General features: G+C 71.7%; 16 protein-coding genes. 10 read left to right on the top strand and 6 right to left on the bottom strand.

Annotated features, from left to right (window positions below; translation table 11 throughout):
- Window positions 1-36: 36 nt before the first annotated feature.
- Window positions 37-795 carry an IclR family transcriptional regulator C-terminal domain-containing protein gene (locus tag AB0912_RS06925; RefSeq protein ID WP_366696904.1) on the bottom strand — a complete coding sequence of 253 codons (759 nt, stop codon included), beginning with the start codon at window positions 793-795 and terminating at the stop codon, window positions 37-39.
- 161 nt (window positions 796-956) lie between these two features.
- Complete coding sequence (locus tag AB0912_RS06930) at window positions 957-1,340, bottom strand: hypothetical protein (RefSeq protein ID WP_366696905.1); 384 nt, start codon at window positions 1,338-1,340, stop codon at window positions 957-959.
- Between the two features lie 522 nt (window positions 1,341-1,862).
- Between AB0912_RS06930 and sigK the strand changes: the two genes are divergently transcribed.
- The 10 genes from sigK to AB0912_RS06980 all read left to right on the top strand — a co-directional run bounded on the left by sigK (window position 1,863) and on the right by AB0912_RS06980 (window position 11,262).
- Window positions 1,863-2,459 (top strand): ECF RNA polymerase sigma factor SigK, encoded by a 597-nt coding sequence (sigK, locus tag AB0912_RS06935; RefSeq protein WP_366696906.1) that lies wholly within the window; start codon window positions 1,863-1,865, stop codon window positions 2,457-2,459.
- The gene (locus tag AB0912_RS06940; protein WP_366696907.1) at window positions 2,456-3,202 is read left to right on the top strand and encodes an anti-sigma factor; all 747 of its coding nucleotides are present in this window, start codon (window positions 2,456-2,458) and stop codon (window positions 3,200-3,202) included. The genes sigK and AB0912_RS06940 overlap by 4 nt, the downstream gene beginning before the upstream one ends.
- Window positions 3,203-3,435: 233 nt before the next feature.
- Entirely contained in the window at window positions 3,436-4,284 is an 849-nt protein-coding gene (locus AB0912_RS06945; RefSeq protein WP_366696908.1) for an MIP/aquaporin family protein, read from the top strand.
- Between the two features lie 24 nt (window positions 4,285-4,308).
- On the top strand, window positions 4,309-5,826 hold the full coding sequence (gene glpK / locus AB0912_RS06950) for a glycerol kinase GlpK (RefSeq protein WP_366696909.1): 1,518 nt from the start codon (window positions 4,309-4,311) through the stop codon (window positions 5,824-5,826).
- A gap of 196 nt (window positions 5,827-6,022) precedes the next feature.
- A complete protein-coding gene (locus AB0912_RS06955) occupies window positions 6,023-6,514 on the top strand; it encodes a peptidylprolyl isomerase (protein ID WP_366696910.1) in 492 nt (163 codons plus the stop codon).
- A 468-nt stretch (window positions 6,515-6,982) separates the two neighbouring features.
- The gene (locus AB0912_RS06960; protein ID WP_366696911.1) at window positions 6,983-7,663 is read left to right on the top strand and encodes a hypothetical protein; all 681 of its coding nucleotides are present in this window, start codon (window positions 6,983-6,985) and stop codon (window positions 7,661-7,663) included.
- A 291-nt stretch (window positions 7,664-7,954) separates the two neighbouring features.
- Window positions 7,955-8,401, top strand: coding sequence for a DUF485 domain-containing protein (locus AB0912_RS06965; protein WP_366696912.1), 447 nt, complete (start codon window positions 7,955-7,957; stop codon window positions 8,399-8,401).
- Window positions 8,398-10,029: a cation acetate symporter gene (locus tag AB0912_RS06970; RefSeq protein WP_366696913.1), complete on the top strand. Its 1,632-nt coding sequence runs from the start codon at window positions 8,398-8,400 to the stop codon at window positions 10,027-10,029. The genes AB0912_RS06965 and AB0912_RS06970 overlap by 4 nt, the downstream gene beginning before the upstream one ends.
- A gap of 235 nt (window positions 10,030-10,264) precedes the next feature.
- The gene (locus AB0912_RS06975) at window positions 10,265-10,639 is read left to right on the top strand and encodes a hypothetical protein (protein ID WP_366696914.1); all 375 of its coding nucleotides are present in this window, start codon (window positions 10,265-10,267) and stop codon (window positions 10,637-10,639) included.
- A 200-nt stretch (window positions 10,640-10,839) separates the two neighbouring features.
- Window positions 10,840-11,262 carry a metalloregulator ArsR/SmtB family transcription factor gene (locus tag AB0912_RS06980; RefSeq protein ID WP_366696915.1) on the top strand — a complete coding sequence of 141 codons (423 nt, stop codon included), beginning with the start codon at window positions 10,840-10,842 and terminating at the stop codon, window positions 11,260-11,262.
- A gap of 85 nt (window positions 11,263-11,347) precedes the next feature.
- Here AB0912_RS06980 and AB0912_RS06985 read toward each other — a convergent pair whose 3' ends face one another.
- From AB0912_RS06985 to AB0912_RS07000, 4 genes are all read right to left on the bottom strand, one after another.
- The gene (locus AB0912_RS06985; RefSeq protein WP_366696916.1) at window positions 11,348-11,725 is read right to left on the bottom strand and encodes a toxin Doc; all 378 of its coding nucleotides are present in this window, start codon (window positions 11,723-11,725) and stop codon (window positions 11,348-11,350) included.
- The gene (locus tag AB0912_RS06990; protein WP_366696917.1) at window positions 11,725-11,961 is read right to left on the bottom strand and encodes a hypothetical protein; all 237 of its coding nucleotides are present in this window, start codon (window positions 11,959-11,961) and stop codon (window positions 11,725-11,727) included. Before AB0912_RS06990 ends, AB0912_RS06985 begins: the two co-directional genes overlap by 1 nt.
- A 91-nt stretch (window positions 11,962-12,052) precedes the next feature.
- On the bottom strand, window positions 12,053-12,604 hold the full coding sequence (locus AB0912_RS06995) for a GNAT family N-acetyltransferase (RefSeq protein ID WP_366696918.1): 552 nt from the start codon (window positions 12,602-12,604) through the stop codon (window positions 12,053-12,055).
- The gene (locus tag AB0912_RS07000; protein ID WP_366696919.1) at window positions 12,595-13,005 is read right to left on the bottom strand and encodes a Fur family transcriptional regulator; all 411 of its coding nucleotides are present in this window, start codon (window positions 13,003-13,005) and stop codon (window positions 12,595-12,597) included. Before AB0912_RS07000 ends, AB0912_RS06995 begins: the two co-directional genes overlap by 10 nt.
- Window positions 13,006-13,194 lie beyond the last annotated feature (189 nt).

Here is a 13,194-nt window from a genome sequence, read left to right on the forward strand (position 1 = left end):
AATACGTTCGACGTAAGCGCCGCAAGGAGCGGGTTTTCAGATAGTGAGCGACAGTCCGCGCGTCACCCGGTTCGCGGTCGGGACGAGCCTTGTCAGCACCTGTTCGATCCGGGGCAGCCGGTCGGCGGGCAGCGAGACGCCGAGCGAACCGAGGGTGTCCCCGCTGTACACGGGCACGGCGACGCAGACGGTGCCGAGGGCGTACTCCTCCAGGTCCGTGACCGCCGGGGCCAGCGGTGAGGAGGCGAGCCGGCGCAGCAGCTCGGTCCGGCTGGTGATGGTCCGCGGGGTGAGGTCGGCGAGGGCGTGCCGGGCGAGGTAGTCGTCGCGGGACTCCTCGTCCATCTCGCGCAGGACGGACTTGCCCAGGGCGGTGGCGTGTCCCGCGTCCTCGAAGCCGACCCAGAGGTCGACCCGGGGCGCCCGGGGGCCGTCCACGATCTCGGCGACCCGGATCTCCCCGTCCTCGTAGAAGGTGAGGTAGGCGGCGCTCGCCAGTTCGTCGCGGAGCGCGGCGAGGGCGGGGCGGATCCGGCCGAGCAGTTCCTGACCACGGCCCCGGGTGTGCAGCGTGCGCACCTTGTCGCCGAGGATGAAGCCGCCGTCGTCGAGCTTGCGGACGTAGCCGTCGTGGACGAGGGTCCGCAGCAGGTGGTAGGCGGTGGCCAGCGGTAGCTCCGTCTCGCGCGCGAGCTGCTTCGCGGGCGCCCCGTTCTCGTGCGCGCCGACCGCCTCCATCAGGCGGAAGGCCCGCTGCACGGAGGTGATGAGCGTCGGCCCGTCACGCGCTCCCATGGGACAAGGGTGCGCCGAGGTCCCCGGGGCGGCAAGGCGCGGCGCCGGTGGCGGCTCGGCGAGCGCCCGACGCGTACGGTCATCCACGCGGCGTAACGAGCGCGTGCGGGCAGGAACGAGGGCCGGGACGCGTCCCGGCCCTCACCCGCGGTCACGAGCGGTCAGCGGTGGTCGCAGTCCCAGTGACCCTTGACCCAGTGCTGGTCCCAGTGGCCGGGGACGTAGACCCACTGGTTCTTCCAGTCGTGGCTGTGATGGCCCTGGTGCCAGCCGCCGTGATGGTCACGGTAGCCCTGGTGCCAGGTGTCGTGGTCGACCCACTTCTTGACCCAGTGCCCAGGAACCCAGTTCTTCTCCCAGTGGCCCTTCTTCCACTCGCAGCGGTCGTGGTGGCCGTGGTGGTCACCGGTCACCGCCGTGGCGGCGGACGTCGGTGTCGGCGCAGCGGCGGCGACACCGGACGTGCCGAGCGCGGCGCCACCGGCCAGCAGGCCTGTCACGGCGGCACCGGCCAGCAGGCGCCGGGGGCTGATGCGTGCGGTCATCGGACTCACCTCCCTCGCATGTGTCATCGGCGTGCACAACGGGAGCCGGTGCCGGGGGAGTTCGCGCCCCTGTCACGGGACGCCCCGAGGCTCACGAGGTGCGGGACAGAAGGTATTCGGAGCCGTCGGAGGTACGTATGAGGACAGACCTCCGGAACTTCACGACCCCCTCCCCCGCACTCGGCCACAGCCCCGTGGCCCGCACTCGGCCGAAGCGGCCCCCGCACTCGCCCGTCACGGCTTCCTCTTCCGCACTCACCCGATACGGATCCCTCCCCCCGCACTCGCCCGACCCCGCCGGGCGCGGTGGTCATACGGGGGCCTGGCGGCTACGAATACCCAGTGACGCCGTCGCGCTCGGCACCCCGGCTCCGCACGGCCGGCGGACATCGGCCGTCCCGCCCCCGCGACGGGGCCACCGATGGCCACCGGCGGACACTGCCTCCCCGGGCTGCGGAAACGCCCCCGGGGCAGCAGAGTCGAACCGGACGAGACGGCAGCGACGGACGGATTCTGGAAGCGATGTCCAAGACCGGCCAGGACGGACACGGTTCGCCACGGCGATCCTCGGCCGAGGCGTGGCTCGACGGGCGGCTCAAGCGGGCCGCGACCGGCGACCACGACGCCTTCGCCGACGTGTACGACACCCTGGCCCGGCCGGTCAAGGGCCTGATCTGCCGGGTCCTGCGGGACGAGGCACAGGCGGAGGAGGTGACGCAGGACGTGATGGTGGAGATCTGGCGTACGGCGGACCGCTACCGCCCCGAACTCGGCGCCGCCCGCGCGTGGGTGCTCGCCCTGGCCCACCGGCGCGCCGTGGACCGGGTCCGGCACGCCCAGGCCAGCACGGCACGCGAGCAGCGCAGCGCCCTGCTCGCCGAGGACCGGCCCTTCGACGAGGTCGCCGAGACCGTCGAGCGGCACGAGGACCGCCGGCACGTCCGGCGCTGCCTCGCCGCCCTGGAGCGGCACCAGCGCGTACCGCTGGTCCTCGCCTACTACCAGGGCATGACCTATCTGGAGGTGGCCGACTGTCTGGCCACCCCGGCCGGCACCGTGAAGTCCCGGATGCGTTCGGGGCTGCGGCAGCTCAAGAAGTGTCTGGAGGGCGGGCCATGACCGCCGAGGACCTCCACCAGCTCGTGGGCGCGTACCTCCTGCACGCCCTGCCGCCGTCCGAGGAGGCGGCGTTCGAGAACCACCTCGCTGGCTGCGCGGCCTGCCGGGAGGAAGTGGCGGAGCTGTCCGCCGTCACCCTCGAACTCGCCTCCGGCCACGAGGCGGCACCCTCCCCCGAGCTGCGCGGACGCGTCCTCGACCGGATCACCGGCACCGAGCAGGAACACGCCCCGGCCCCCGCCCCCGCCCCGGTTCCGGTGCGCCGCCACCGGGTCCTGCGGGTGGCGCTCGCGGCGTGCCTGGCGCTCGCGGTGGCGCTCGGCGGTGTCGCCGCGTGGCAGCACCAGCGGGCCGACGAGGCCCGGACGCAGGCCGCGCGGGCGCGGGAGCGGGCATCGGCCGTCACCGGCATCATCACCGCGCGGGACGCCACGATCAGTACGCGCAAACTGGCCGGCGGCGGCGACATCAGCGTGGTGGCCTCGCGCGCGCAGGGCCGGGCGGCGGTCGTCGCGGCGGGCCTTCCGCACCTCGGCGACGGCAAGGTCTACGAACTCTGGTTCGCGGCGAAGACCGGCGACCTGCGGCCGGCGGGCCTGCTCCCCGGCTCGGGCGGCGGCCACGCGCGGGTGCTCAGCGGCTCGCTGGAGGACGTCGCGGCCGTCGGCATCACCGCCGAGCCGGCGGGGGGCTCCAAGCAGCCGACCAGCGACCCGCTCGGCATCGTCACGGTGCCCGCCTGACCCGCTCCCCCGCGCTGCCGCTCCGGGACCGGCCGTCCGCGACGAGCCGCCCGGACCCTACCGACCTGGGCGTGCTTCGTCCGCTCCACGGACTGTCAGGCCCACCGCACGGACTATCAGAACGCGCCGATTCCCTTTTGATGCGCTTAGCACTTGATCATCCTATGCTGATGTGAGGGAGGGCTCAGGTGGCAGTAGTCGGCCGGTCCTGAACCGGCGGGAAGCGGGCTTCCATGGCTGAGCGGTTTAAAAGGCTGGGGATAATCGGCGAAATGTCCGCCGAGTTCCTCGGCACGATGATTCTCATCCTCTTCGGTTGCGGCGTGGTGGCCCAGGTGGTCGCCGGCGGCGCGCTCACCACGCCACCGGGCGGTCTGGGCGACCACGACAGCATCGCCTGGGCCTGGGGCATCGGCGTCACCATGGGTGTCTACGTCGCGGCACGCATCAGCGGCGCGCACCTCAACCCCGCGGTGACTCTCGCGCTGGCCACCTTCAAGGGATTCCCCTGGAAGAAGGTGGCTCCTTACATGCTGGCGCAGACGGTCGGCGCGTTCGTGGCGGCCCTGATCGTGCGCTGGAACTACACGGAGGCGCTGGCGAAGGCCGACCCGGGACACACCATCAAGACCCAGGGCGTGTTCTCCACCCTGCCGGCCAACGGCAACCCGAACCTGCCGGTCCACGAGTGGGGGGCGTTCCGCGACCAGATCATCGGCACGGCCATCCTGCTGCTGGTGATCCTGGCCATCACGGACCTGCTCAACACCCCGCCCGGCGCGAACATGGGCCCGTTCATCACCGGCCTGCTCGTCGTCGGCATCGGCATGGCCTGGGGAACCCTCGCGGGTTACGCGATCAACCCGGCACGTGACTTCGGCCCCCGCCTCGCGAGCTTCATCACGGGATACGGAGGAGCCTGGCGAGATCAGTACGGGAACATCTACTTCTGGGTGCCGATCCTCGGCCCCCTGATCGGTGGACTGGTCGGCGCGGGCCTGTACAAGCTCTTCGTCGGCAGGTTCCTGCCGTCGGCGGAGCCCGAGCCCCCGGGACGCATCCCGGCCTCCAAGCAGCCCTGACACACACAACAGAGGCGGCAATCCATGGCTGACTTCGTGGGCGCGGTGGACCAAGGCACCACCAGTACCCGATTCATGATCTTCGACCACGCCGGCAACGAGGTGGCGAAGCATCAGCTCGAACACGCGCAGATCCTCCCGCGTTCCGGCTGGGTCGAACACGACCCGGTGGAGATCTGGGAGCGCACCAACTCGGTGATCCAGAACGCGCTGCGGCACGGCGGCCTGTCCGCGGAGGACCTGGCGGCGATCGGCATCACCAACCAGCGGGAGACCGCCGTCGTGTGGGACCCGCGCAACGGCCGTCCCTACTACAACGCCATCGTCTGGCAGGACACCCGCACCGACTCCATAGCCGCCGCCCTCGACCGGTCCGGCAAGGGCGACGTCATCCGGCGCAAGGCGGGCCTGCCACCGGCGACGTACTTCTCCGGGGGCAAGATCCAGTGGATCCTGGAGAACGTCGACGGCGTCCGCGAGGCGGCGGAGCAGGGCAACGCCATCTTCGGCAACACCGACGCCTGGGTCCTGTGGAACCTCACGGGCGGCCCCGACGGCGGCATCCACGCCACCGACGTGACCAACGCCAGCCGCACCATGCTCATGGACCTGGAAACGCTGGACTGGGACGACGAGTTGCTGGGGTTCTTCGGGATCCCCCGGGCCATGCTGCCCACCATCAACCCGTCCTCCTCCCCCGAGGCGTACGGCACGACCCGCACCTCCCGGCCGCTGCGGGCCTCGATCCCCATCACCGGGGTGCTCGGCGACCAGCAGGCGGCGACCGTGGGGCAGGTCTGCTACGCCCCCGGCGAGGCCAAGAACACCTACGGGACGGGCAACTTCCTGGTCCTCAACACTGGTACGGAGCTGGTCCGTTCGGAACACGGCCTGCTGACCACGGTCGCCTACCAGTTCGGCGACAGTCCCGCGATCTACGCCCTGGAGGGGTCGATCGCGGTCACCGGCTCGGCGGTGCAGTGGCTGCGCGACCAGATGAAGATCATCAGTGACGCGGCGGAGAGCGAGACGCTGGCCCGCACCGTCGAGGACAACGGCGGGGTGTACTTCGTCCCGGCGTTCTCGGGCCTGTTCGCCCCGTACTGGCGCTCCGACGCCCGGGGAGCGATCGTGGGCCTCGCCCGGTACAACGACAGCGGCCATCTGGCCCGGGCGACCCTGGAGTCCATCTGCTACCAGAGCCGTGACGTCGTGGAGGCCATGGAGCAGGACTCCGGAGTCCACCTCGACGTGCTGAAGGTCGACGGCGGTGTGACGGCCAACGACCTGTGCATGCAGATCCAGGCCGATGTGCTCGGCGTCCCGGTCAGCCGGCCGGTCGTCGCCGAGACCACCGCGCTCGGCGCCGCCTACGCGGCGGGGCTGGCCACCGGCTTCTGGGCCGACACGGACGAACTGCGCACCCACTGGCAGGAGTCCAAGCGCTGGGAGCCCCAGTGGTCGGAGGACCAGCGCGAGCAGGGCTACGCCAACTGGAAGAAGGCGGTGGAACGCACACTCGACTGGGCGACGGTCGAATAGACCCGCCCGCCGGTCCCGGACCATGACCGAGGGTCGCGAGGTTCAGCCCCTGACGGCGTTCCGCGTCAGGGGCTGAACGCTGCCGCCGGGGGTCGCGGGGCCGGCCACGTACCGAACGATCACCCCCGGTCACGCCCCCGCCGCCGCGGGCTCTCTATGCTCGGGGGCGACCATTTGTATCCAAAGGAGCAGAGCTATGAGCGAGAACGTCTTTTTCGAGGTCACGGCCGACGGCGAGCCGCTGGGCCGTATCGAGTTCAAACTCTTCGACGACGTCGTCCCGAAGACGGCCCGGAACTTCCGTGAGCTGGCCACCGGCGCCCACGGCTACGGCTACAAGGGCTCGCCGTTCCACCGGGTCATCCCGGACTTCATGCTCCAGGGCGGTGACTTCACCCGGCAGAACGGCACGGGCGGCAAGAGCATCTACGGCGAGAAGTTCGCCGACGAGAACTTCACGCTGAAGCACACCAAGCCGGGGCTGCTCTCGATGGCCAACGCGGGCCCGAACACCAACGGCTCGCAGTTCTTCATCACGACCATCGTCACCGACTGGCTGGACAACAAGCACGTCGTCTTCGGCGAGGTCGTCGAGGGCATGGACGTGGTGAAGGCGATCGAGGCGCTCGGCAGCCGTTCCGGAGACACCAAGAAGAAGATCGTCATCTCGGACTCCGGCACCGTCTGAGCGGTCCGGCGACCCGGGGCCGGCAGCGTCTGAGCGGCCCGGTGCCCCGGGCCCGGCCTCCGGACGACGGGTGCGGACGGGGGCGGCGGTGCGACCGCCGCCCCCGTCGCACGTCCGTCGCACCCGCCGTATGTCCGCCGGCTCCTTCGCACGTCCGCCACCTCCGCCGCACGTCCGCCACCTCCGCCGCACGTCCGCCACCTCCGCCGCACGTCCGCCACCTCCGCCGTACGTCCGCCGCCCCCGCCGCACGACCACCGCCTCCGTAGCTCCCCGCCCCGGCCCCGCCCCTGACCTCACCTCCCCTTCTCCGCCTCCCCGCTCTCCCCTCCCCCTCCCGAGCGCCCGGGAGGAAAGAGTTCGGCCTGATTCGTGGCCGGATCCCGCCCTCCGCAGGGTCGGGCCCCTCGCGATGGGTAGCCCTAGCCAGACGCCGAGGCGCGCGAGGGTTGGGGGGAGCTGGCCCGAGTGACATCGAGGGGGCGCATATCCGGGAACGGCCTGTCGGGGCGGGCGGAGCGCCGGTCGGCGGTCCGCCGGCTGCGGGCGGAGGGGCGCTACGGTCCCGCGCTGCGCGAGGTGCTGCCGGCGCTCGCCGGAGTCGTCCTCGTCCTCTGCGGGCTCGTCGCCGCACTGGCCGTGGGATACCGCGTGGCCGGCATCGCCGTACCCCTCGGCGCGCTGGCCCTCCTCCTCGTCGGGGGCCCGGCCCTGCTGCGCAGGCAGCGGCCGGTGACCCGGCGCCGGCTCGGCTTCTACACCGCCGGGGAACTCGCGGAACTGGACACCCAGGGGCTGGCCCTCGCCGTGTCGCGGATGCTGCGGCGGGACGGCTGGCGGGTGCTCCCGCCGGCGCGGGGCCTGGACCGGCCGCGGGTGCGCGCGCGGGACGGCCGGGGCCGGCGCGTCGAGGTGGCGTTCCGCCCGGTGGCCGAGCCGCTGCCGGACGAGGACCCGCCCGCGCCCTCGCGTCCGGGGCGTGCGGACGCCGGGGACCCTCCGCTGCGCCTCGTCGTGCACCGGGGCGCCTTCAGCCGCCGCGACGTCCAGTGGGCGCGGCGGCAGGGCGATGTCCGTCTCATCGACGGTTCCTGTCTCACGCGGTGGGCGCGCGGCACTCCGCTGAACGAACTGGGCGAGCCCCCGTGAGGGCGTCCCGAAGCCGCTCCGGACCCCCGCGCGGCCCTCCCCGCACAGCGTTCTCCCGCGACCGCGGCAGGCCTTCGCCAAGAGGCCACATCCCTCACTCGCAGCGCTGGGACCACAGCGGTTTCATCGACAACATCCGAGGTCAGCGGCGTATACGCGGTCCGACCAGGTACTTGGGGGAAAGCCCTTCGCACCGGCCGAAGGGCCGCATAGCGTGCGAGGACCCGCGCCGCGCCCCACCCCGTCCCGCGGTCCATGTCCGCCGGGCCCGCATCCCACCAGGAGACCGGCATGTCGTACGACAGTTCCGCCGCCCGTCCCGCGCGACAGCTCCCCGGACAGCACGACGACGACTCCACCCTCCCGGTCCGGCTCGTCCCGGACAACGGTGAACGGCCCCTGCGCGACGCGGCGTTACCGCGCGCCTGGACGGGCCACCACCGTGATCTGCGCATCCTGCGCCGCGCCTACCGCCGGCAGCGGCGCGTGACCACGTTCGCGGTGCTCGGCTACTTCAGCCTCTTCCTCGGTCTCTCCGCGGGCGCCCCCGACTTCATGGACCGGCCGGCCGTCGGCGGTCTCTCCGTGGGCCTGCTGCTCGCCCTCTCCCAGATCCCCGCCACCTGGCTCGCCGTGCTGCTCTACGAGCACACCGCGCGCCGCTATGTCGACCCGCTCGCCCGCCGGGTGAACCGCAGTGTCCCCTGGGCCGGCGGCGAGCAGGAGCGGGAGCGGTGAGCCCGTTCACCGGAGCCACCCAGTCCTGGTCCCTGGTCGCCTTCAGCATCGCCGTCACGGTGACCCTGCTGCTCTGTGTGCTCACCGGCCCGGACAGCGACGACCTCGCCGAGTTCTACACCGGCTACCGCTCGCTGTCCCCGCTGCGCAACGGACTCGCCATCGCGGGGGACTACATCTCGGCGGCGACCGTGCTGACCATCGGCGGCGTGATCGCCCTGTGCGGTTACGACGGTGTCGTGCTCGCCCTCAGTACCCTGCTGTCCCTGCTGGTGCTGATGTTCCTGCTGGCCGAACCCCTGCGGAACACCGGCAAGTTCACGATGGGCGACGTCCTGGCGCGGCGCATGCCCGGCCGGGCGGTGCGCGTCACGGCGTGCGGGGTCACCATCGCCGCGCTCGTCCCGATGATGCTCGTCCAGCTCGCCAGCACCGGGCAGTTGCTGGCCTTCATCCTCGGTTTCTCGGACAGTTCGATGAAGACCGGCTGCATCGTGGGCGTCGGCACCCTGATGATCACCTACGCGGCGATCGGCGGGATGCGCGGCACGGCGTTGATACAACTCCTGAAGATGGTGGTGCTGCTCGGTTCCGGGATCGCCGTCGCCGTCCTGGTCCTCGGCCGGTTCCACTGGAATCCCGGGGAGCTGTTCGACGCGGCGGCCAGACGCAGCGGCGCGCCGCACGAGTTCCTGCACGGCGGGCTCCAGTTCGCCGGTGGCCCGCATCCACGGATCGACATGATCAGCACCCAGTTCGCGATCGTCATGGGCGGGGCCTGTCTGCCGCACGTGACCATGCGGATGTTCACCGCGAACAGCGCCCGGCAGGTGCGGCGTTCGATGTCCTGGGCGGTGTCGTCGGTCGCCCTGTTCGTGATGGTCGCGAGTGTCATCGGCATCGGCGCGGCGGCCCTGATCGGCCGCTCCCACATCGCGGCGGCCGACCCGCGCGGGCACACGGCGTACCTGCTGGGCTCGCGTGCCGCGTTCGGCCCGGTGGTGTCCCGGGCCGAGACCCTGGTGTTCACCTCGGTCACGACGGCGATCTTCCTGACCCTGCTCGCGTCGGTCGCCGGGATGACCCTCGCCTGTGCCAACTCGCTGGCCCACGACATCTTCGCGGACCGCGAGGCGCCCCTGTCCCCGCAGCGCGAGACGGCCTTCGCCCGTGCCTCCGCGCTGGTCGTCGGCGCCCCCGTGATCGCGCTCGCGGTGCTCGTGCAGCACCGCAGTCTCCAGCCGCTCGCCACGATGTCGTTCTGTGTGGGCGCCTCGGCGATCGCCCCCGCTCTCGTCTACAGCCTCTTCTGGCGCCGCTTCACCCGCGCCGGCCTGCTGAGCACGCTGATCGGCGGGACGCTCTCCGTGCTGGTCCTGATGCCGGGAACGCGTCTGGTGTCCGGCTCCCCCACCTCGGCGTTTCCCACGGAGGACTTCAACTGGTTCCCGTTCACCACGACCGGTCTGGTGTCCATTCCGCTGGGCTTCGCCTTCGGCTGGCTCGGCAGTGTGCTCTCCGGCCGCCGCGCCGCTGACCGGGAGCGCCAGGTGTACGAGGGGGTGGAGAGCCTGATCCTCGCGGGACCGCGCCGCAAGGCGACGCCCACGAAGGCGAACCGCGGGTGAGGGGAGAGTGGGAACGGCCGCGCCCGGGACCACGGCGCCCCGGCCCAGCTCGTGACCATTCACGGTCACCGGCCGACCAACAACGATCAACCAGGCATACGTGAAAGGGCGTTTCAGTACTCCTTCCGCCAGTCCCGAAAGAACCCGGCTGGGCGCCGGGGGCGGTCCGTAGGGTCCGGAGCACCGACGGGCCGGAGATCCGCCGGCCTCGCGGCGACCAGGAGGGGACATCGGGATGGCGAATGTGGAGGTCTCCCTCAAGGAGACGATGACATCGATCGAAGGCGCGCTGGGTGCCGCTCTCGTCGACTACACGAGCGGCATGGCGCTGGGCACCATGGGGGGCGGCAACGACCTCGACCTGAACATCGCGGCGGCCGGGAACACCGACGTGATCCGGGCCAAGATGCGGACGATGGAACACCTCGGACTCAAGAGCTCGATCGAGGACGTACTGATCACGCTGGAGACCCAGTACCACGTGATCCGCCCGCTCAAGGGCCGTGACGGCAACGGGCTGTTCCTGTACCTGGTGCTCAACAAGGCCACCTCCAACCTGGCGATGGCGCGCCACAAGCTCGCGCGGATCGAAGCGGAACTGGAGGTCTAGTCGGCGGTGTGCTCCGTGCCTCCGCACGCCCATGACTTGAAGACTTCTTCAATTGGGTACATCCAGATCAGGTCATTCCCCTGGGTGTGCGGAGGCGGAGCCGCGAGGATCGGTCCGTACGTCACCGCTTGTGACGGCGCGTCAACAGCCGCCGTGCCGGCGGGAGAAGCAACCCGTCCCAGGCGGCAGGGAGCGAACGAGTGACCAGGCAGGTTCCCCTCTACCAGGCAAAGGCCGAGTTCTTCCGGATGCTCGGACACCCCGTGCGTATCCGGGTCCTGGAACTGCTGCAGAGTGGCCCCGTCTCGGTGCGGGACCTGCTGAGCGAGATAGAGATCGAACCGTCCAACCTCTCGCAGCAACTGGCCGTGCTGCGCCGCTCGGGGATCGTGGTGTCCATCCGCGAGGGCTCGACGGTCAGTTACGCGCTGGCGGGTGGCGACGTCGCCGAGCTGCTGCGCGCCGCCCGGCGCATCCTCACCGAACTGCTCTCCGGCCAGACCGAGTTGCTGGCCGAGCTGCGTCAGGCCGATCTCGACCCCGCGCTGTCGGCGGGGCCGCACCCGTCGGCGCTGGTGACCACCCCGTCACCCCGGTCCGCCCCCGCCGGCCGGGGCCACTGACGGGACCCGGACGGCGGCGCGGCGAAGGCCGCGGCTCGGGCGGCCGGCTCGGGCGGCCGGAGACATCGGCGGGCTCCCGGGAGGCTCAGACCTTCCAGGACCGCAGCTGATCGGCGACCGTGCCGATGGACAGCCGTGTGTCACGGATCTTGCGCACCAGATCCGACAGCGCGCCGTACGGCGGGTCGATGCCCTCGCCCGACTGGTCCATGTACTGGGCGGCGACGAACGCGGCGAACAGGCTGTTGCGGTGCGGCAGCGGTTCCAGCCGGACGATGGTGTGCATCAGCGCGGCCGCGCGCCACGCGGCGTCCGGGTCGGCCGCGGCGAGGGTGGGCAGCTTGGTCCGGTGGCGCGCAACGGCGGCGACGAGGGCCGAGTAGTCCGACACGGACATGTCCTCGTCGTCGAGGGCGGCCTCCTGGACGTCGAGCAGCCAGGAGACGTCGACGTAGAGATGCATCAGGCGGCCGCGACGCCGTCGCGCCGGGCCGGCGGCACCTCGTCGGGGAACGCCTCGTCGAACTCCTCGCGCAGCCGGTCGGCCCACGCGACGGCGCCGGAGACGAACTGGCGGCGCTGCATCTCGCGCACCCCGAGGTCGTGCAGGTACTGCTTGAGGCTCTTGCCCTCGGCCGCGGCGGCCGCCCGCACGCCTTCGAGTTCGGCCTCGGTGAAGGACACATTCAGTGACGGCATGAGCCGATGGTACCTAGTAGGTGCCTGAAGGGCGAGGGGCGGGGCGCGGGAGCCTCGGCGAAGGTGCCGCGCCGGCCGTCCGGCCCGTCTGTCAGCCGACCCGTCTGGCCAGCACCTGCCCCGGCCAGGTCCCGGAGACGAAGGCGTCGGTGGGGGTGAACCCGTTGCGCGCGTAGTAGGCGACGAGGTCACCGCCGCCGCCCGCCCAGCAGTCGACGCGGAGCAGCGTGAGGCCGGCCCGGCGGGTCTCCTCGGCGGCGTGGGCCAGGAGCGCGGAGCCGATGCCCCGGCCGGCGTGGCGGCGGTCGGAGACCAGCAGCCGTACGTACCGCTCGGGCTCGTCGGCGGGCTTGATCATCGGCATCCGGGGGCTGGGCCCGGAGTCCAGCACCAGGGCGCCGACCGGCGTGCCGGCCGGCTCCGCGATGTGGGGGGCGCACTCGGTGACGTACCGCCGAACCCTCTCGACGCCGCCCTCCGTGCGCGAGTACGGGACCGTGCCCCACTGCTCGGTGTTCCCGCGGCTGTTCATCCAGGCCACCGCGGTGTCGAGCAGGCCGAGGACGGCCGGCGCGTCACCCGGGCCACCGGGCCGGATCCGCAGGCCGTGCGCGCTGTCGTGCGCGGCGGCCGTCAGGCGCACGCCGGGCACAGCCCGCGGTAGGTGACCTCGACGGCGGCCACGGTGAAGCCGAAGCGCTCGGCCGCCGGGAGGTCGGCCAGCGGGTCCCCGGCCGGGTGGACGTCGCGGACGGTTCCGCAGCCGGAGCACACCAGGTGGTGGTGCGGATGGTGGGCGTTGGGGTCGTAGCGCTTGGCGCGGCCGTCGGTCGCGACCTCGGCGACCTCACCCAGGGAGACCAGCTCCCCCAGGGCGTTGTAGACGGTCGCCCGGGAGATCTCGGGCAGGCGCTCCGCCGCGCGGGCGTGCACCTCGTCGGCCGTGAGATGGACGTGGTCGCCGTCGAGGACCTCCGCGACGACACGCCGCTGGGAGGTCATCCGCCAGCCACGCTCACGCAGTCGCTCCAGCAGGTCACTCATATCTGTTCACCTTTTCAGGTCCGGCGGGATGCCCGCAGTTTATCGGTGCACATCCGGGGTCCGATCGGATACGGCTTTGGCGTCCTTCTTGACTTGGACTCTGTCCATTGTAGGATCGGTTTCGGCGCCGGCCAAGGGACAGGAAGACTCCAGTACGGGCAGGAGACACAGACATGCCGGGACCACCGC

The sequence above is a fragment of the Streptomyces sp. NPDC007084 genome (assembly GCF_040703595.1).
Classification (GTDB): Bacteria; Actinomycetota; Actinomycetes; order Streptomycetales; family Streptomycetaceae; genus Streptomyces.